At 69.4% G+C, this 18,005-nt stretch carries 16 protein-coding genes; all 16 read right to left on the bottom strand.

Going from position 1 to position 18,005, the window contains the following annotated elements; translation table 11 throughout:
* Window positions 1-95 precede the first annotated feature (95 nt).
* Genes AB7U46_RS09545 through AB7U46_RS09470 form a run of 16 tightly spaced genes read right to left on the bottom strand, consistent with a single transcriptional unit; the run spans window position 96 to window position 17,984 of the window.
* Window positions 96-794 carry a dimethylsulfonioproprionate lyase family protein gene (locus AB7U46_RS09545; RefSeq protein ID WP_428336731.1) on the bottom strand — a complete coding sequence of 233 codons (699 nt, stop codon included), beginning with the start codon at window positions 792-794 and terminating at the stop codon, window positions 96-98.
* 19 nt (window positions 795-813) lie between these two features.
* Window positions 814-1,794: an MDR family oxidoreductase gene (locus AB7U46_RS09540; protein ID WP_428336730.1), complete on the bottom strand. Its 981-nt coding sequence runs from the start codon at window positions 1,792-1,794 to the stop codon at window positions 814-816.
* Between the two features lie 15 nt (window positions 1,795-1,809).
* Window positions 1,810-2,469: a TetR/AcrR family transcriptional regulator gene (locus AB7U46_RS09535; protein ID WP_428336729.1), complete on the bottom strand. Its 660-nt coding sequence runs from the start codon at window positions 2,467-2,469 to the stop codon at window positions 1,810-1,812.
* Between the two features lie 31 nt (window positions 2,470-2,500).
* Window positions 2,501-3,301 carry a 4'-phosphopantetheinyl transferase family protein gene (locus AB7U46_RS09530; protein WP_428336728.1) on the bottom strand — a complete coding sequence of 267 codons (801 nt, stop codon included), beginning with the start codon at window positions 3,299-3,301 and terminating at the stop codon, window positions 2,501-2,503.
* The gene (locus AB7U46_RS09525; protein WP_428336727.1) at window positions 3,298-4,494 is read right to left on the bottom strand and encodes an acyl-CoA dehydrogenase family protein; all 1,197 of its coding nucleotides are present in this window, start codon (window positions 4,492-4,494) and stop codon (window positions 3,298-3,300) included. The genes AB7U46_RS09530 and AB7U46_RS09525 overlap by 4 nt, the downstream gene beginning before the upstream one ends.
* Window positions 4,495-4,500: 6 nt before the next feature.
* Window positions 4,501-5,496 carry an LLM class flavin-dependent oxidoreductase gene (locus AB7U46_RS09520; protein ID WP_428336726.1) on the bottom strand — a complete coding sequence of 332 codons (996 nt, stop codon included), beginning with the start codon at window positions 5,494-5,496 and terminating at the stop codon, window positions 4,501-4,503.
* Window positions 5,493-6,953 (bottom strand): NAD(P)/FAD-dependent oxidoreductase, encoded by a 1,461-nt coding sequence (locus tag AB7U46_RS09515; RefSeq protein ID WP_428336725.1) that lies wholly within the window; start codon window positions 6,951-6,953, stop codon window positions 5,493-5,495. The genes AB7U46_RS09520 and AB7U46_RS09515 overlap by 4 nt, the downstream gene beginning before the upstream one ends.
* Before the next feature lie 38 nt (window positions 6,954-6,991).
* Window positions 6,992-8,491, bottom strand: a complete 1,500-nt coding sequence (locus AB7U46_RS09510) for an AMP-binding protein (RefSeq protein ID WP_428336724.1) — start codon at window positions 8,489-8,491, stop codon at window positions 6,992-6,994.
* A gap of 22 nt (window positions 8,492-8,513) precedes the next feature.
* Window positions 8,514-9,842, bottom strand: coding sequence for a cytochrome P450 (locus AB7U46_RS09505; RefSeq protein ID WP_428336723.1), 1,329 nt, complete (start codon window positions 9,840-9,842; stop codon window positions 8,514-8,516).
* Entirely contained in the window at window positions 9,839-11,485 is a 1,647-nt protein-coding gene (locus AB7U46_RS09500; protein WP_428336722.1) for an AMP-binding protein, read from the bottom strand. The genes AB7U46_RS09505 and AB7U46_RS09500 overlap by 4 nt, the downstream gene beginning before the upstream one ends.
* Window positions 11,482-11,745, bottom strand: a complete 264-nt coding sequence (locus AB7U46_RS09495) for an acyl carrier protein (RefSeq protein WP_428336721.1) — start codon at window positions 11,743-11,745, stop codon at window positions 11,482-11,484. The genes AB7U46_RS09500 and AB7U46_RS09495 overlap by 4 nt, the downstream gene beginning before the upstream one ends.
* Window positions 11,746-11,762: 17 nt before the next feature.
* Window positions 11,763-13,391, bottom strand: coding sequence for a class I adenylate-forming enzyme family protein (locus AB7U46_RS09490; protein ID WP_428336720.1), 1,629 nt, complete (start codon window positions 13,389-13,391; stop codon window positions 11,763-11,765).
* Entirely contained in the window at window positions 13,388-14,359 is a 972-nt protein-coding gene (locus tag AB7U46_RS09485; RefSeq protein ID WP_428336719.1) for a hypothetical protein, read from the bottom strand. Before AB7U46_RS09485 ends, AB7U46_RS09490 begins: the two co-directional genes overlap by 4 nt.
* Window positions 14,356-15,225 carry a hypothetical protein gene (locus AB7U46_RS09480; RefSeq protein WP_428336718.1) on the bottom strand — a complete coding sequence of 290 codons (870 nt, stop codon included), beginning with the start codon at window positions 15,223-15,225 and terminating at the stop codon, window positions 14,356-14,358. Before AB7U46_RS09480 ends, AB7U46_RS09485 begins: the two co-directional genes overlap by 4 nt.
* Window positions 15,222-17,693, bottom strand: a complete 2,472-nt coding sequence (locus tag AB7U46_RS09475) for an acyl-CoA dehydrogenase family protein (RefSeq protein ID WP_428336748.1) — start codon at window positions 17,691-17,693, stop codon at window positions 15,222-15,224. The genes AB7U46_RS09480 and AB7U46_RS09475 overlap by 4 nt, the downstream gene beginning before the upstream one ends.
* A gap of 9 nt (window positions 17,694-17,702) precedes the next feature.
* Window positions 17,703-17,984, bottom strand: coding sequence for a hypothetical protein (locus AB7U46_RS09470; RefSeq protein ID WP_428336717.1), 282 nt, complete (start codon window positions 17,982-17,984; stop codon window positions 17,703-17,705).
* Window positions 17,985-18,005: the final 21 nt, after the last annotated feature.

Below are 18,005 nucleotides of genomic sequence, written 5' to 3'. Positions count from 1 at the left end.
AAGCTCCCCCCGCCGCAAGGTCGTCGGCGATGACAGCCGCTCTCGCCGCTCCGACCCCCGCCGACCCCCGCCCGCCCCCTGGGCGGCGTGAGCCGTCAGATCCCCTGCGCCATCCGGGCCTTTCGGGGCGAGCTGAGTTTCATTCCGGGCTGGTTCAGCCGGTCTTCCGACCCCGTCCAGGCATAGGCCAGAAGGCAGGGCGCCAGCTCACCCGTCGTGATCCTGTGCTCCATGCCGGGGCGGTTCAGGATCAGGGATCCGGGCGCATGGACCGCCGCGTCATTCTCGGACCAGGCCCCCGCGACCGAGATGTAGCTCTCCTCGATCTCCTTGTGGCTGTGCTGCGGATAGGTCGTGCCGGGCGCGAAGAGCACGAACCCCAGGATCAGCTTCTCCGCGCAGATCGGCCCCCGCGGGCCCAGAATCTCGCAATAGGCGTATTTGCGCGCGAGCGCCCTCGGCACCTTCTCGTAGCCGTATTCCCAGGTGAGCCTGTCGGCCACCCGCGCGAGCGCCCTGGACATGCCCTGCACCGCGCCCCTCTCCCCAAGATCGAGCGCCCGGCCGAGGTGGGCGGTGACCGGTTTCGCCTCGGGGGCGCGGCCCCTGATCTCCGGGTTGGCGTCGACGATCGAGGCGAGCGCGTCGCGCACCCGCTTGCGATGCGCCCGGATCAGGCGGCTGCCCCCGTCCGACCCCTGACGGTAGAGCGCATCGAACTCCTGCAGCAGGTAAAGCCAGTCCGGGCCGTCGTTCAGGCGGGGCGGTCCGGCGCATTCGGGTGCGGAGGTCATGGCGCGTTCTCCCGGCGGATCAGGGGTTGACCGGGATGACGATGCGCCCGCGGATCGCCCCGTCGAGGAACTTCGCCGCGGTGTCGACGACCTCGGCCAGGGGCAGCTCGGTCGTCATCTCCTCGAGCTTTGCAAGATCGAGATCGCGCGCCAGCCGGCCCCAGGCCGCCAGGCGGTCGGGTTTCGGACACATGACGCTGTCGACCCCGGCGAGGGTGACGCCGCGCAGGATGAAGGGCGCCACCGACGCGGGCAGATCCATCCCCGCGGCCAGGCCGCAGGCGGCGACGACGCCCCGATATTTCATCATCGAGAGCATGTTGGCCAGCACCGTGCTGCCCGCGACGTCGACGCCCCCGGCCCAGCGCTCCGGCCCGAGCGGCCGGACCTTGCCGGTCAGTTCGCTGCGATCGAGCACCGATGCGGCGCCCAGCCGGCGCAGGTATTCCGCCTCGGAGGCGCGGCCGGTGACCGCTGCGACCTCATAGCCCTTCGCGGCCAGAAGCGCCGTCGCCACGCTGCCGACACCGCCAGCCGCACCGCTCACGACGATCTCGCCATCGCCGGGCAGCACGCCCTGCCGCTCGAGCGCGAGGACACAGAGCATGGCGGTATAGCCCGCGGTGCCGATCGCCGCGGCCTGCCGCAGATCGAGGGGCGCCGGCAGCGGCACCAGCCAGTCGCCGCGGACCCGCGCCCGCTCGGCCAGACCGCCCCAGTGCTTTTCCCCCACGCCCCAGCCGTTCAGGATGACCCGGTCGCCGGGCTTGAAATCGGCATGGCTGCTCTGGGCGACCGTGCCCGTGAAGTCGATGCCCGGCACCATCGGGAAGCGCCGCACGACCGGCGCCTTGCCGGTGATCGCCAGCGCGTCCTTGTAGTTCAGCGTCGAATAGGCGACGTCGACCAGCACATCGCCCTCGGGCAGCTGCGCTTCGGCGATATCCGCCAGCGAAACGGTCTGCGTGGTGTCGGGCTTCTCGATCAGCACGGCTTTCATGGTCTTCTCCCTCGGTTATCCTGCTGTCCCGGCCTCGAAGAGGCGAACGAACATCTTGATGAAATTGCGCAGCGGATCGGGGCGCAGCTCGAGCTTCGCGCGCAGGATCGCGCCCTCCCATCCGATCCAGAAGGCCTCGGCCAGCGCGTCGGGATCCTGCCCGGCGGACAGCTCCCCGCAGGCCTGCGCCTCCCGGAAAAGCCGCGCCGTACGGTTTTGCCAGCTCTCCAGAACCCCGACGAGCGCCGCGCGGAAGCCGTCCGGCAAGGCCCCCATCTCCTGGCCGAGGTTGCCGACGAGGCATCCGCGCCGGAAGCCGTGGCGCGCCATGCCCTCCTCGGCGATCGTGGCGAAGAGGCGCAGCCGCGCCAGGGGCGAAAGACTTCCGTCGAGGAAAGCCCGGTCCAGAAGCCCGGCGAAATAGATGTCATAGGCGGCAATGAGCGCCAGGCCGAAATCGGCCTTGTTGCGAAAGTGGTGGTAGAAGCTCCCCTTGGGAACCTTCGCGACCTCGAGGATCTCGTCGACGCCGACCGAGGAATATCCTTTCTCGGTCAGGTGTTCGAGCCCGGCGCGGATCAGGTTCTGACGGGCGAGAGAGGCATCCGGAGCCCCCCGCGGGCGGCCGCGGCGGGGCTTCTCGGAAGGCTGCGAAGGCGCGTCTTTCGGCAACATGGATATTTAATAGACGGTTTGGTCTATTAAATCAAGCGCAGCCATGAGGCGAGCGCCCCATGACGCGACCCGCCCGAACCTGGCAAAGGACCGGACGCAGAGGCGCGCCCCCCGCGCCGGGCCCCGCGAGCACGAAATGACGCAGCCTCACCTGCCCGGCCGCCGCGCTGACCGCCCAGTGATACCGCCCCGCCAGATCGGAGGTTTCCAGCCGGATCCGGCCCGCCGATATCGTGTCGAGAGCGCCCCGGATCCCGGGCTCCGCCCCCTCGAGCGGCAGAACGGAAAAGCTGTCGAGCCGTTGCGCCAACCCCTGCCCCGTCATCTTGATCACCGCTTCCTTCAAGGCCCAGAGGCGGAAAAACGCCTGGATCCGCCCCTCCCCCGAGAGCGCCTCCAGCGCCGCCACCTCATCCGGCGCGAAAAAGCGCTGCGCAAGCTGCATCATATGCGCATGGGGGCGGACCCGCTCGATATCCACCCCGACGGCAATGCGCCGGCTCAGCGCGATCGCCACGCGCCGCCCGGAATGCGACAGGTTGAACTCGATGCCCGCCAGACCCGTCCGCGGATGCAGGACGGGCTTTCCGTCGCGCCGGCGCGCAAACCTCGGCACCGCGGGGTCGCAGGACAGATACCCGCCGAGAACCCGGCGCAAGGTGGCATGAGCGAAGCGGAACAGCCGCGCATCCTCGGCGCGGCGAAATCTGGCGGCCCGCGCACGTTCGACCGGATCGAGCGCCCCCGCAGGCGCGCCCGCCCGGTCGAGTTCGGCGTGCCAGACATGCACCTCCCCCTCGCGCAGGGCCGGCCATTTGCCGATCTGCCTCACAGCAGATTGGCCAGGCTGCCGCCGATGAGATCGCGCATGATCTCGCTCGAGCCCCCCCAGATCGTCTGGGCGGAGGCATCCGCCAGATCCCGCATGGCGCGCTTTCCGACCGGGCCTCCGACCCCGTCGGCACCGCGCAGCTGAACGCCCAGCGCCGCGACCTGCTTTTGTGTCTCGCTCGCGCGCAGCTTCGCGGTGCAGGCGAGGCGCGGGTCCAGACGTCCCGCCAGATGGTCACCGATGCAATGATCGACGAAGGTCCGGTTGGCGGCGCAATCGCCGAACAGATCCGCCAGCTGGAACCGGATGTGCTGAAAGCCGAGCAAGGTTCCCGCCGCGGTCTTGCGGGCGTCGCAATGGGCGATCAACGCGCGCAACTGCGCCTCGGCCGCCGCTTGCGCATAGATCGCCAGCACGAGCCGCTCGATCACGAGCGAGGTCATCAGATAGATGAACCCCATCCCCTCAGGGCCAAGCAATGCCGTCCCGGGCAGAAGGCAACGATCGAAGCGCAGTTCGGCCGTCTCGAGCGCGGCCATCCCGACCTTGTCGATCGGGCTTCGCTGCAACCCCGGACAGGGGGCCTCGACGACGAACAGCGACAAGCCCGGCGTCGCCTGTCCGGCGGCCTCCGAGGTCCGGGCCGCGACGATGATCAGCCCCGCGCCCCGCCCGTTCGAGACATGGGTCTTGACCCCGTTCAGCTCGAACCCGCCCGGCACGCGTTTTGCCGTGGTGCGGATCGCATGCAGATCGCTGCCCGAATGCGGCTCGGTCAGCGCGACCGCCCCCAGCAGCTCACCGCTGGCGAGACGCGGCAGATAGGCCGCCTTCTGATCCGCACGCCCCAGCCGCGTCAGGAAGGGCATCAGGATGTCGCTTTGCAGGAAGCTCGGCAGCCCCGACAGACGCCGCGCGGCAAGCTCCTCGATCACCACGACGGCGTCGCGAAAATCGCCCCCGGCCCCGCCGTAGCGCACCGCCAGATTGCGGCGCAGCAAGCCCGCCGCCCCGGCCCGGGCCCAGATCTCGGGCGGGCAGGTCGTTCCGGCCTCGATCCACCCCTCATGCGCCCCCACGATCTCGGCGTCGAGGAAGGCGCCGATCTCGGAGCGCAGCGCCTGATGCGAGGCGTCGAAAAGCGGGCGCGCGAAGATCTGATTGCCCGGGACGGGTGCGATAATGCCATCCATCGCCGCTTACCTCCGCACCAGTTCACCGCTCAGATCCAGCGCCTGCATCGTATGGGCCAGATCTGCGTGATCGGTGGGTTCGTCCAGAATGAGCGTCTCGAAACCGAGCCGGGCATAGCCGCGGATATACTCGGCCACCTCGCCATAGCTGCCGACCAGATAGGGGCAGAAGGTCTTGTAATTCTTGAGCGGGAACAGCCAGTAAGGCCCCGCGCCCCCCTCGTCGAGGGTCTCGGCCACCTCCGAGATGTCGCGATGCCAGATCGAATCCGAGCTGCCCCGCGCCATGCGATGCGCGAGCTGCCCCCGGCGATCCGCGGGAAACCGCGCCCGCGCCACCTCCCAGGCGCTGTCCCGATCCGGCCGCGCGATCACCCCGAGACGAAGCCCGACCGGGCCGGACTGCCCCTGCACCGGCGCGAGCTGGTCAAGCGGCTTGGTATAGCTCAACCGGGTCGCGCCCAAGCTCGCCGCAGCGGTCTTGCAGGCCTCGGAGGCGCCCGAGAGATAGAGATCGGGCATGAGCACCGGATCCCCCGCCGGCTGCAGCTGCAGCCGCTCGACCTGATAATAAAGCCCCTCGAGCGTGATCGTCTCGCCGCGCAGCAGGGACAGCAGGATCGTGCTGTACTCGATCAGGCGGTCATAACGCCGGTCGTGCTCGGTCTTGTCCCCAAGCTGCGCCAGATCCCGCGAAAACCCGCCCGCGACCATGTTCAGCGCCACCCGGCGCCCGTACAGAAACCCCAGCGACGAGATCTTTCGCGCCGCCGCGAGCGGGTGCATGTAAACGGGCTGGGTCGCGATCAGCGGCACGAAACGGCTGGTCCGCTCGATCGCGGCTTGCGCCACGGTCCAGGGGTCGATCAGGCTGTTGTCGGTATAGATCAACATGCCCTCGATCCCGGCATCCTCGTGCCAGCGGGCGATCTGGGCGATCTTGTCCAGATAGGCCCGCGGCTGAAAGCGGACCGAGGGCGGTGCGGTGGTGAAGATCTTCATCTGGCGGATCCTTCCTGTTCTGCAAGCGGGGCAAGGCTGTGGGGATGGGACGGAACGGCGGCCGGTCCGGTCTTTGCGGGGGTCATGGCCGGATGGTCCAACAGGCTCGACGGCGGCGCGAGCAGATGCAGCACCCGATCGACGGCCTCACGCATCTGCGCATCCCGCGTCGAAATCATGAAGGCGCGCGCGAAAACCCGGGCGAGCCCGTCGACCTCGTCCGAGGCGGAGGCCTCGAACTGCGCGTAGCCGCGGTCGCTGGCCAGGCTCGACTGCCAGGCCCAGAGCGCGGGCTCCAGCGCGCCGGGCAGATAGGTGTCGCGCAGCGCCGCGCGCCAGTCGGCCGCGCCGTGCAGCGTCGCGATGGCGCGCCCCAGCCGCTCGGCCTGCAGCGCCGCCACCGACATCCCCTGACCGAACACCGGGTTGAAGGTCGCGATCGTATCCCCCACGGGCAGATAGCCGCGCGGCAGCTCCGCGGCGATCCGGTCGAAACGCTTCAGCCGGGTCCGCGCGACGCGATAGCGCGAGAATTCGGTCAGCCGGCGTTCCCCCTGCAGCAGCGGCGCGATCCTGCCATCCCCGAGCCGGTGCAGAAACGCGAGGAACCCCGCATCCTCCATCGGGGCCGGATCGGCCTCGAACCGCGTCGAGGCGGTCACGAGCCAGCGCCCGTCCTCGATCGGCGCAAGCACCGCCCCGCACAGCGCAGGCGCCCCTGCCGGGTTGAGCCAGCCCGAGACCTCTGCCTCCGGTCGCGCCGCGCGGGTGAATTCCGCGCTCAGATACCGCAGGTCGGGTTTCGCCACCTCGGCCGGCGGAAGCACGCGGCCCAGCGCCGAAAGCCAGCGGTCGGCCTGCCCCGAGCGCCCCGAGGCATCGACGACCAGATCCGCCGCCAGAAAACGGCGCGATCCGTCCTGATCGAGGACCACCCCCGAAATATCGCCCCGGGCGTCCTGAACCAGATCCAGCACCCGCGCCTTGAGCGTCTCGACCCCCGGCATCGCCGCGACGCGCCCCCGCAACAGCCCGTCGACGAGCGCGCGGCTTTGCGAAAGCACCACAAGCCCGCTGTCCTCGGGGGCATTCCAGCGCCCGCGCAGACAGGAGCGCCACTGCGAGCGCACGCGAAGCCGGATGCTTCCGGCCGCGCGCGCCTGCGCGGAAAACCCCGGAAAGAGGCGCTCCAGCGCCGCGGCACCCCCGGCCAGCAGCGCATGCGCATGGGCCGCCTGCGGCTGCGCGGGGCGCAGGCGCGCCCCGGTCGCGAAACTGTCCTGGTCGATCAGCGTCAGGCGCGCGACATGCGGGCGCAGCGCGGCTGCCGCGGCCAGCCCCGCCACCCCGGAGCCGATCACGACCACATGCGCGCGCGCGCAATCCGCGGCCGGCGCGCCGCGCGCTCCGGGCGCCACGCTCTGGTGATCCTGCCCTCGGGGATGAAACTCGGTCATCTGGCAACTCCTTTCCGATACGGCGCCCGGCCCTCGATTCAGACGGCCGCCAAGGCGATATCCGCCAGCAGCTTGCCGGTGTCGGTCTTGCCGTTCACCGTCACCGGCATCTGCGACACGACGCGAATGTCGCGCGGGATCATCCCCGGCGGCAGGTGGCGCGCCAGATGCGCCAGCAGCGGCTCCCGCACCACGGTGCGCTCCGGCTCGGGCTGCACGAACAGGATCAGCCCGACGACCCGCGCCTCCTCGCGCTGCGGCACACAGGCCGAGCGGCTCAGCCCCGGAAACTCGTCCGCGACCCGCTCGATCTCGTTCAGCTCGATGCGATTGCCCAGCCATTTCACCTGCCGGTCCGTCCGCCCCATCAGGACAAGATGGCCCTGCGCGTCGATCCGGCCGAGATCGCCGGTGCGATAGCTGCGCTGCCCGCCCACCTGCCCGAAAGCGCGATTGGCGGGATGATCGGCGGGCAGATATCCCGAGACCACCTGCGGCCCGAAAAGTTCGAGCTCGCCCGGGACGTCGTCGCCCACGGGCTCCCCCGCCTCGTCGACGATGCGCATCCCGGTCCGGCCGCAGGGCGCGCCAAGCGGAAGCGGTCGCTCCGCCTCCAGATCGTCGCAGGAAAGCGCGCGCAGATGCGTGCAGCAGGTCGCCTCGGAGGGGCCATACCCGTTCAGCAAAACCGCCTCCGGGAAGCGGCGCATCAGCTCGCGGATCAGCGGGCGCGGCAGCATCTCGCCGCCGATCACGAAGAAACGCAGCTCCGCAAAGTGGTCGGCGCAGAACCTCGGCTCGGCGCACATGAGCTGCAACAGCGAGGGGGTCGAGGCCCAGGAGGCGACGGCGAGACCGGGCACGGATTGCAGATGCCGCACATTGTTGCAGGGCAGGATGTTGTTGCGATGGTCCAGCAGGATCACCGGACGCCCCTGCGCAAGCGGCGACCAGAGGTCGAACATCCCCATGTCGAAGGAAAGGCTCGAGTGATTGACATGCGCGCCCTGCGGTGCGCTGGCCAGTTGCGGGCCATACCAGTCGTCGAGCGCGGCGAAATTGGCGCGGCTGATCGGGATGCCCTTGGGCGTCCCGGTGCTGCCCGAGGTGAAGATGACATAGAACAGCGCGGCATCGTCGACCGCATCGGCGGGGCCGAGCGCCCCGCCCTCGGCGATCGCGTCGAGCGCCGTCGCGGGCACCCCTTCGGGCGCGCTCGTATCCGGCCCGAGCAGCGCGGACGTCGTGGCGCCGGTGCGCGCCATCCGTTCGATGCGCCCGGCCGGATAGGACCGGTCGGCAAAGACGAAGCCGCGCCCCGCGAAGGCACAGGCCAGCATCGCGGCGACGCAGGCCGGCTCCTTGTGCCCGGTGATCAGCACCGCCCCGGCGGGCCGGGAGGCCAGATGCGCGCGGATCCCGGCGCAGCGGCGTTCCAGCGCGCCAAAGCTCACGACGCCGTCGCGGGTGATCAGCGCCGGCGCATCGGGCTGGCTTTGCATCCGCGCGCGGATCCGGGACAAAAGGTCCGAAAACATCGGCAAACTCCTTCTCAGGTTCTCAGGCGGCCAGCAGGGAGCGGCGCGGCGTGAATCCGACCGGAACGGCCCCGCGCGGGATCAGCGCAGAGCGCAAAAGCGGCTGCAGATTGCCGCGCGGGCACTCCGGCGCGAGCCAGGGCCGGGTCTCGGCGCAAACCGCCCGCACCGCCTGCAGGATCTGATGCTGGATGAACCGGCCGCGGGTGCGGGTCCGGGGCCCGACGCCGAAGGGCAAATAGGCATCGCGCGCATAGTCCCGGCCGACGAACCGGTCGCCGACGAACCGCGCGGGATCGTCCCAAAGCCGGCCGTCGCGCTGATTGAGCCAGGGCGCGAAGACCACCGTGGCGCCCGCGGGAACCCGCAGCGGCCCGATCTCCACCGGCGCGCTCGCGATCCGGTAGATGAAGGGCAGTTCGGGATAAAGACGCAGCCCTTCCTGCACCACCGACAAGGCAAGGGGGCTGTCGCCATCGGCAAGGGCGAAGATCTCCTTGCCATCGAGCTCCGCCGCGATCGCATCGGACAGATCCGGCGCGCGCGCCAGATGGGACAGGGTCCACAGCAGGCTCAGCCCCCCGATGTTGAGCTTCTCGGTGATCATGCGCCCGACGGTCGGCCGCAGCAGGTCAAGCCGGTCGGCCAGCGCGACATCTTCCGGGATGACGGCGTCGATCTGCGCGATCAGGGTCTCGTCCTGCGGCCGGGCCTGCTCCAGCGCGACCGTCATCACCCGATCCAGAAAACCGCGCGCAGCCACGAATTCGGGCAGCCGCCGATAATCGGCGGTTTCGGCCAGATCGCGGGTGCTCATCGCGAAATAGAAGCTTTCGACATCGGCGATGCCCTGCGCGATCTCCGCATCAGGCAGCGAGCGACCGAAGACCGCCGGGCAGACCGCGCGGATCGACCAGTCGCGGCACAGATCCCGCAGGTCCGCGGTCTCGCCACAGGCCGGCAGATCGCGCAGCAGCGCCGCGCAGGCCTCGACCAGCGCGCGTTCGAGCCAGTCCTCGAACCGGCGGTTCAGCGCCGTCAGCCGGCTGGTCGTCAGCAGCCAGATCTCCTGCCAGCGGCTGGTGCTCAGCTCCTGCCCGAGCAGCAGGCGGGTGATCTCCGCATTGCTGTGAATCTCGCCCAGATCGGTCTGGAAATGCGCCTGATTGCGGCGCCAGTAGTCGACGCTGTCGGCCCCCGACAGCAAATAGAGATCGCGCGTGTCCGAGGTTCGGATCACCACCTTGTCGCCGCACCGCCGCACCGCCGTCTCGGCGACCTTGAGCAACCCGATATTCTGGAACATCTCGGAATTTGCGTTGAAAAGGGGAAGGGTCAGGTTGTCGTTCATTGCGAAATCTCCCTCTGTGCCGGATGCGGCTCCGACATGTGCAGGTGACGCCATTGCGCGGCCTGCGCGGCTGCCACGAGCTCTTTGCGATCGAGTTTGGAATTGAGATTGAGCCGCGAGGGGAACCCCGCGAACCAGAAACGCGGGACCAGATGCGGGGGCAGTTCCGAGGCCAGTTTCCCGGCCAGCGCCACGAGCGCCGCCTCGCCCTCGGGCCCCAGAACGAAAGCCTGCAGCGCGCGCGCTTCGCCATGAAGGAAATGCGGCTCGACGGCGGCATCCTCGACGCCGGGGCAGGCCCGCAGATGCGCCTCGATATCGTTGAGATCGACGCGCAGCCCCTGGATCTTGACCTCGCGGTCGATCCGGCCAAGGAAATGCCATTGGCCGTCGGCGGTCTCGAGGCCGCGATCGCCGCTGCGGTAAAGCCCGGGCTCGGGGAAGGCGGCGGCCTGCTTCTCGGGCAAGCCGAGGTAACCGGCCCCCACGCTGCGCCCGGAAATCCAGATTTCCCCCGCCGCGCCGGGGGCGGTCTGCGGCGCGAGGCGCATCTCGGTGCCCGGCCGCGCGCGACCGATCGGCAAATCGCCCGCCTTGCCAAGCATCTCGGGCGTGATCTCCGTGGCCGAGACGGCGACGGTGCATTCGGTCGGGCCGTAGGTATTGAGGATCCGGCAGCCGTCGAAACGCTCGAACAGCGCCGCGCAGATCTGCTTGGTCAGCGGCTCGCCACAGAACAGAAACGTCTTCAGTCCGGGCAGCGTGCGGGCGCAGAACCGTCGATTGCGCAGGATCATCCGGGTCAGCGACGGGGTCGAGACCCAAAGCGCGGCGCCCGAGGCGGCCAGCCTTTCGATATAGCCGGTCGAATCCGCGACGTCGCCATGATCGAGCGTGCAGATCGGCAGCCCTCGCGTCCAGCTGGTCCAGAGTTCGAACAGCGACACATCGAAGCAATGCCGGATGTTCCCCGAAACCGCGCCCGCATCGGGATGCCGGCCCAGCAACGGATCGAGCCAGTCGATGAAGTCGAGCAGATTGGCATAGGTCACCTGAATGCCCTTCGGCGCGCCCAGCGTGCCGGAGGAGAACATGATATAGGCGACGTCCCGGTCGGTGCCCCGATGCGGGGCCAGCGCCGGACCGGCAGCCGGCAGGGCGCCGCCCGCCCGGGGCATGCCCGGCGGCGCGACCGGCATCAGATCGCAGCCGCAGGCCTGCAGAACCGGGCGGATCCGCTCCTGCATGGCCGCGTCCTCCTGCGCGAAGAGCAAGAGCGCCGGATCGCAGCTCGCGATGATCTGGCGCAGACGTTCGGGCGGCGTTTCCGGCTCGACCGGGACCAGCGCCTGCCCCGCCAGAAGGCAGGCCCAATAGGCGACCATGTAGCGCGGATCCTTGTGGCCCCAGATCAGAACCGGCCGCCTTTCGGCCATGCGCGGATGCCGGGCGAGCGCGGCGGCAAGCCCCAGAACCGCCGCGTGCAGCTCCCGAAACGAGACCTCCTGCCTGCGGTGACGATAGGCCGGGCCCGCGAAGCCGGCGAAACGATCGAAAATCGCGCGCAGCCGCGCGTGGCAGTCCCCCGACCCGAGATCGGGCGCCTGCGCGGACCGGAGATCGCGTTGCGCCGCGGCACTCATGAGGCGGCCGTTTCCGACAGGCTGCGCGCGATCAGAGCGGCAAAGCTCGCGACCGAGGCGAATTCCTCGGGGCGCAGGACAGCGGGATCGACCGCGGCGTCGGGAAGACGCTCCTCGACCAGCATGAACAGTTCGAGCAACAGCCCGCTGTCGATTCCGAGGTCTTCCTGCAGCCGCGTTTCGGGCGAGATCTGGCTCGCATCGGGCATGTCCAGCAGCTCGACGAGCGCCTCGACGATGATGGTTTGGATGGTTTGCATGGGGTCTGTCCTTGGCTTCAGGATTGCAGAGTGGGGGCGGCGCGCGAGACGCGCCCGGCGGCGGAAGGGGCCTGGCGCGCGGCGTCCCGGCGCTCCGCACGGGCCTTCTGGTAGAGCGCCAGAAGCGCCTGACGGTCGACCTTGTTGTTGCCGTTGCGCGGGATCTGCGGCGTCAGCCAGAGATCGGCCGGAACCGCATGGGGCTCGAGATGCTGCAGGCACCAGCGCCGCAGGGCCTCGGCATCGGGCGCATCGGCTCCCGGCGCGACGACCACGGCCGCGACGCATTGCTGACCATAGACCGGGTGCTCGACGCCGAAGGCGCAGGTCTCGGCCACCTGCGGATGACGCACCAGAACGGCATCGACCTCGCTGGGCGCGACCTTCTCGCCGCGCACCTTGAGGATATCGTCGGAGCGGGCGATGAAATACAAAAACCCCTCGGCGTCGATCCGGCAGGTATCGCCGGTGTAAAGCACCATCTCCCCGGGCAGCGGACCGGGGCGCAGCTTTTGCGCGGTCTTCTCGGGGTTGTTCCAATAGCCGCGCATGACCGTCGCGCCGCGGATGACCAGCTCTCCGACCGCGTCGCGGTCATGGGCAACCCCGGCCGCATCGACGACCCACATCCGGGTGTTCGGAATCGCCTTGCCCACGCTGCTCTTGCGCTGCTCCAACTCGGCCGGATCGAGATAGGTGCAGCGATGGCACTCCGTCAGCCCGTACATCGAGAAGATCCGCGCGGCGGGAAACATCGCCGAGAGCCCGTCGATGAACCGCCCGTGCAGCGCCGCCGAGGTCGAGGACACCAGCCGCACGCGCGCAAGATCGAAGCGATCCGCGAGCGGCGCGATCAGCGGCACCATCGTCGGCACGATCGGAAACACGCTGGCGCCGGACTGCGCCAGACGCTTGAGCGCGAAGAGAGGCTGCGCGAAAGAGGGCTCGACCAGCAGCGTCGCACCGGTCAGCGTCGCCATGGTCAGCTGATGCAGCCCGTAGTCGAAGGTCATCGGGATGCAGCAGAAGATCCGGTCCTCCGCCCGATACCCGAGATATTGCGCGACCGACCGGGCCGCCGTCGTCATGTTGAGATGCGACAGCATCACCCCCTTCGGATCGCCGGTCGAGCCGGAGGTGTAGATGATCGCCGCGAGATCCTGGTCGATCATCGCCGGTTCCGACGCCTGCGGGCGCGCCTCCGCCGGCGCGGCGTCGATCAACTGCGCAAGCGCGCTGCCCTCGCCGTTGATCAGCAAAAGCGGCGAGAGCCCCGCCGCCTCCGCCGCGGCGCAGAGCGTCTCGGTCAGCGTGTCGTCCGCGATCACCGCGACCGGGGTGCAATCGGCGAAGATGAAGCGCAGCTTCTGGATCCGGGTCTCGGGGTTGAGCGGCACCACGCAGGCCCCCGCCCGCAGCGCCCCCCAGAAGGCGGCGCAGAACGCGGCGGAATTGGTCATGCTGAGCACGACGCGATCCCCGGGCTTCACACCCCGCGCCGTCAGATGCCCGGCGATGCGCAGGCTCGCCGCATGGATCGCGGCATAGCTGAGGCTGCGGGTCTGATCCTCGACGGCCAGCCTGTCCCCGTAGCGCGCGGCGGCATCGTCCAGAAAGCGGGTCAGAAGGGTGGGAGGCGCGGTCATGATACGGTTTCCTTGATCTGGAATGAGGACAGCAGAGAGAGGGAGGCCTCGGGCGTGAGCCGGCAGGCGCCGACGAAACCGCCGATCCCGGCCGAGACCAGGGTCAGCGGCGCCGGCGGTCGCGGCGTGGCCGACAGCTCCTGCGCCAGCAGCAGGAACGGGTCGGTGGTGTAGCAATGCCCGACATCGGGCAGGAGCCCGAGCCGGATCCGGCTGGCCGGCAGCCCGGTCTCGCGCGCGAAGCTCTGCCAGGCGAAGCGATTGACGTTATGGGGCAACAGCGCCCCCTGCCCGAACCAGTCGAAGCCGACCGCATCCAGCGCAGAGCGCACCAGATCACCATGCGCGCGGAAGAAACGCCCCATCTGCGCGCTGTTTCCGGCATGACCGAAGCAGAATTCCGGATGGCTGTGCAGCGCGATCGGCCCGACCTGGAGCCCGCCCGGCTTGCGATCCAGAACGAAGCCACAAAGCGCATCGCCCATCAGCGTGCATCCGGGCAGGTAACGATCGGCGAGCGCAAGCGGCGCATGGGTGTCCCCCGCCAGCACCAGAACCGAACGCGCCCCGCCCGCCGTCAGCAGGTTGCGCGCCATGTCGAGCGCCCAGAAGACGCCGCCGCAATTGTTCTGGTCGATGCGGTAAAGATGCGAGATCTGCCGCAGGAAACCGAACCGCGCCGTCAGATCCCCGGGGTTCAGCCGCGTTTCGGCGCCGCTGCCGGGCAGGCCGCTGACGGTGATCAGCGTATCGGGCGGCGCGCCGTCATGCGCGGCCTCCAGCTCCGGGATCATCGGCGCGAACAAATCGCTCAGCGCGCGGCCCTGCGGAAACCGCGCCACCGCCTGCAGCCCGAACATGCGCTCGAAGACCCGCGCCTCGGCGAGGCTGCCCCCCGCGGCGCGCACGATCGCCTCGGCGGCGATCCGCTCGGGCGGGATATAGGTGGAGAGCGCCGCAAGCCTCATGCCGCGGCCCTCGTCTCTTCCGCGCTCAGCCAGATCGTGCTGAGGCAATCCTGTTCGTGGATCGCGATGACGACATCGCCGCGCGCCGCGCCGCTGGCCAGCTGCGCGAAGGGCGCGGCGCAGAGCTGGCGCGCGGCGTTGGGAAGGCACGGGCCGGTGTAGCGCAGCTGTTCGAGCAGCTCCGGATCGGCGATCAGCGTCGTGCCTTGCGCGCTGCACCCCCAGCTCCGCATCAGCCCCGCCAGAACCTCCCCGGCCCCGGCGATCCCGACACCGGCTGTGCGGCGGTAATCGCGCAGCGCCTTGCCCCGCGCGCCGTCGCGTTCGAGCACCATCGCCGCGCCGCAATTGACGGGATCGAGACGCTCCAGCAATTCGGAGCGATAGAGCAGATGCTTCTGGTCCATCACCATGAGCAGCGCCTTGCGGCGCGGTCCCTGCAGATAGCGGTCGATACAGTTCAGCGCGAACAGCGGCGCCGACCGCCCCCGGTCCGACAGCGCGAAACCGAATGCCCCTTCCAGCCCCAGATGATGCAGCGCGAAGTTGGTGACCGAAGTCCCCAGATGCAGGTCCGGCAGCCAATGTGCGAACAGGACGAAATCAATGTCGTCCAGCGGGCCGAGCCTTTCTTGCAGGCGCGGCAGCAACAGCCGCGCCATCTCGGCATAGGGCGCCCGGTCCGGAGCCCCGAGCCAGGCCGCGACATTGCTGTCCTGCGGGCCATAGCTGCGCCCGTTCGACGCGAAGAAGCGGCGGTTGAAGTCCTCCCAATAGTCCGCTTCCTCGCGCCAGCTCTCCTGCGCAGGTTCCAGATTTCCGAATTCCGAGAAGACGATGTCCTCGCAGGACAGCCGCAGGCTCATTGCGCCACCCCCGCCGTATAGGAGCGAAAGGCGTTGAGCATCTGGATATGGGTCGTGCCCTCCATATATTCGAACGCTTTCAGATCCCGGCAGCGCCGCGCCAGATCGGGGTCGGCGAGCACTTCCGCGGGCATCTGCACGAAGGCGGTTTCCGCCACCCGGTCGGCAAAGGCCACCGCCTGCATCTTGACGCGCGAGATCTCGGCCAGCTTCGGGCGCCCGGCCTCATAGGCGTCGATCACCCGCGCCAGCTGACGCAGCAGGGCAAGATGGCTCGCCCGAAGCGCCTCGAACCGCCCGGCCTGACCGGGCAGGCGCTCGAGACGATCGAGCAACCCCCGCCCGCTTCCCAGCGCCAGCGCCGCGACCATCGGGCGATTGCGCTCGAAGACGCCGTTGATCGCCATGAAGCCGTCGCGCAGCGACCGCTCCGCCGCGCCCAGCACCATGTCCTCGCCGACCGGCGTGTCGGTGAAGGTCAGCCGGCACAGATCCGCGCCGCGCAGCCCGGTCGTGGGCAGCCGCTCGATCGCGACGGTTTCGGGGGCCGCGTGCGGGTCGAGCATCACCAGAACCGGACGGCCGGTTTCCTCGTTGCGGCAAAACACCAGCCCGATCCCGGCGCGCGCGGCCCCGCCGATGAACATCTTCGTCCCGTTCAGACGCCAGCCCTCCGGGCCCCGGCTCAGCCGCGCCTGACCGCTGGAGGCGTCCGATCCGGCCTGCGGCTCCGTCACCGCGAAGAATGTCGCCTGAGGACCGGTCAGATAGCCCCGGAAAAAGCGCTCGATCTGCTGCGGGCTGCCGACGGCGCGGACCGCACCGCCCGAGAGCGAGGGCCCGGGCATCGCCAGGATGGCATTGGCGTCGAACCGGGCCAGCCGTTCGACCATCGCGACATGCAGACCGTAGCCGCAGGTCTCGACGCCGAGCGCGGTCTCCCCCAGCGGGGCGCAGTTGAAGGCGTCGGGCACCCCGATCGTCGTCAGCGCCCGCGAAAGCGGATCGGCCCAGAGCGGCTGCCAGGCCTCGGGATCGCGGTCGAGCGCGGCGCCGGTCTCGCAAAACAGCGTCTCGAGCGTGGCGAGATGATCCAGAGCGGGATCCGCGAAGGGCGTGCCCGCCAGCACGGTTTCCGCGTCCCCGGCGCCGCGCAGCGCCGCGGGGGCGCTCACGGGGGCGCTCACAGGTGTCAGCGGCTCCAGCGGTCGCGGCCGCTGCTGCGCCAGCCGGCCCTCGATGTCGTCGCGCGCCCGCACGAGCAGCAGCGCCTCGCCATCGACGAGCACCTCGGCCGGAGCGCCGAAGCCCAGAAATCCGGTCGGCGAGGCGCTCGGACCATAGGCGCCGGACTGCGCGATCGCGATCAGGTCTCCGGGCTGCGGCGCCCGGGGCAGAAGCACCGACTTGCCGATGACATCCTGCGGCGTGCAAAGCGGGCCGGTCAGCGTCCATTCCTCCGCCGCCACGGGTTCGGCCGCGCCCGCTCCGATCAGGCGGATCGGAAAGTTCTTGCGCAGGAAGGAACCGTTCCCCGCCGCGGCCGCATGCACATTCGACCCCCCGTCGCAGACCGCGAAATTCTCTCCCTTGCAGGTCTTGACCTGGCGCACGGCGGTGACGAAACGCCCCGAGGGACCGGACAGATAGCGCCCGAGCTCGATCGTGACGCGGGTCTGCGGATGGCGCGCCGTGAAACCCGCGATCGCGGGACCGGCCGATTGCCCCAGCGCGGCCAGATCGAGCTCGGCCTCGCCGTCGTAATAGGGGATGCCGAAGCCCCCCCCGACATCGACGAAATCGAGCGGCGCGGGCAGATCGGCTCCCAGCTCCTCGACGAGGGCGAGGATCCGGCGGATGTTCCCGGCCACCGCGTCATGCGCCAGAATCCGCGTGCCCATGTAGACATGAATCCCCGCGAGGCGCAGGTTCGGGCCTGTCCGGACGGCACGCAGCGCCGTCGCGATCTGGGACTGGTCGATCCCGAACTGCGTCGCCCTTCCGCTCATCGCCATTTTCGCGCCGCTGGAGGCGAAGTCGGGATTGATCCGGAGCGCGACCGGCTGCACCCGCGCGCCGCCCCGCGCCAGCGCGTCGATCTCGGCCAGCTCGTCGAGCGATTCCGCGACGATGGCCTTGATCCCCAGCCCGACGGCGCGCGACAGCTCCTGACGCGACTTGCCCGGCCCGACCATCAGGATCCGGTCGGCACTGGCCCCCGCCGCCAGCGCCGTTTCCAGCTCCAGCAGCGAGCTGACCTCGCACCCGGCCCCCGCCTCGTAAAGGACGCGCGTCACCGAAAGGTTCGGGTTCGACTTGAGCGAATAGAACAGATCCACCCCGGGCAGGGCGGCCTGGAAATTGCGCACGCCCTGGCGCAGAACCTGCGCGTCATACATGTAGAAAGGCGTGCCGACGCGGCTTGCGATCCGTTGCTCGATTTCGGCGCCGTTGAGGCGTTGCGGCATGTTCACGGCTCAGGCCTCCACCGCCTGCCCCAGCAGGCCGGTGAGGGCGGTGCTGAGATGGTGGATGTCGCGGAACGTCCGGCGCAGCGCCTCGTCGCCGTCCTTCATCAGATCATAGGGGTCGATCTCGGCGGCTTCGCTCAGCGAGGTGATGAAATGGACCAGTTCGAGGGAATTGAGCAGCCCCGCCTCCCCGAAGATCGGCGTCCCGCCAAGCACCTCGCCCACCCGCATCGGACCGAGGCCGGTCTTTTCAAGACATTGGCGGATCATCATGTATACATCGCTCATCTGGAGATCTCCTGCTTGCGA

It is taken from the genome of Paenirhodobacter sp. (assembly GCF_050177655.1).
Classification (GTDB): Bacteria; Pseudomonadota; Alphaproteobacteria; order Rhodobacterales; family Rhodobacteraceae; genus Rhodobacter.
The sequence above is the reverse complement of the archived record's forward strand: the minus strand, read 5'-3'. Positions and strand labels throughout refer to the sequence as shown.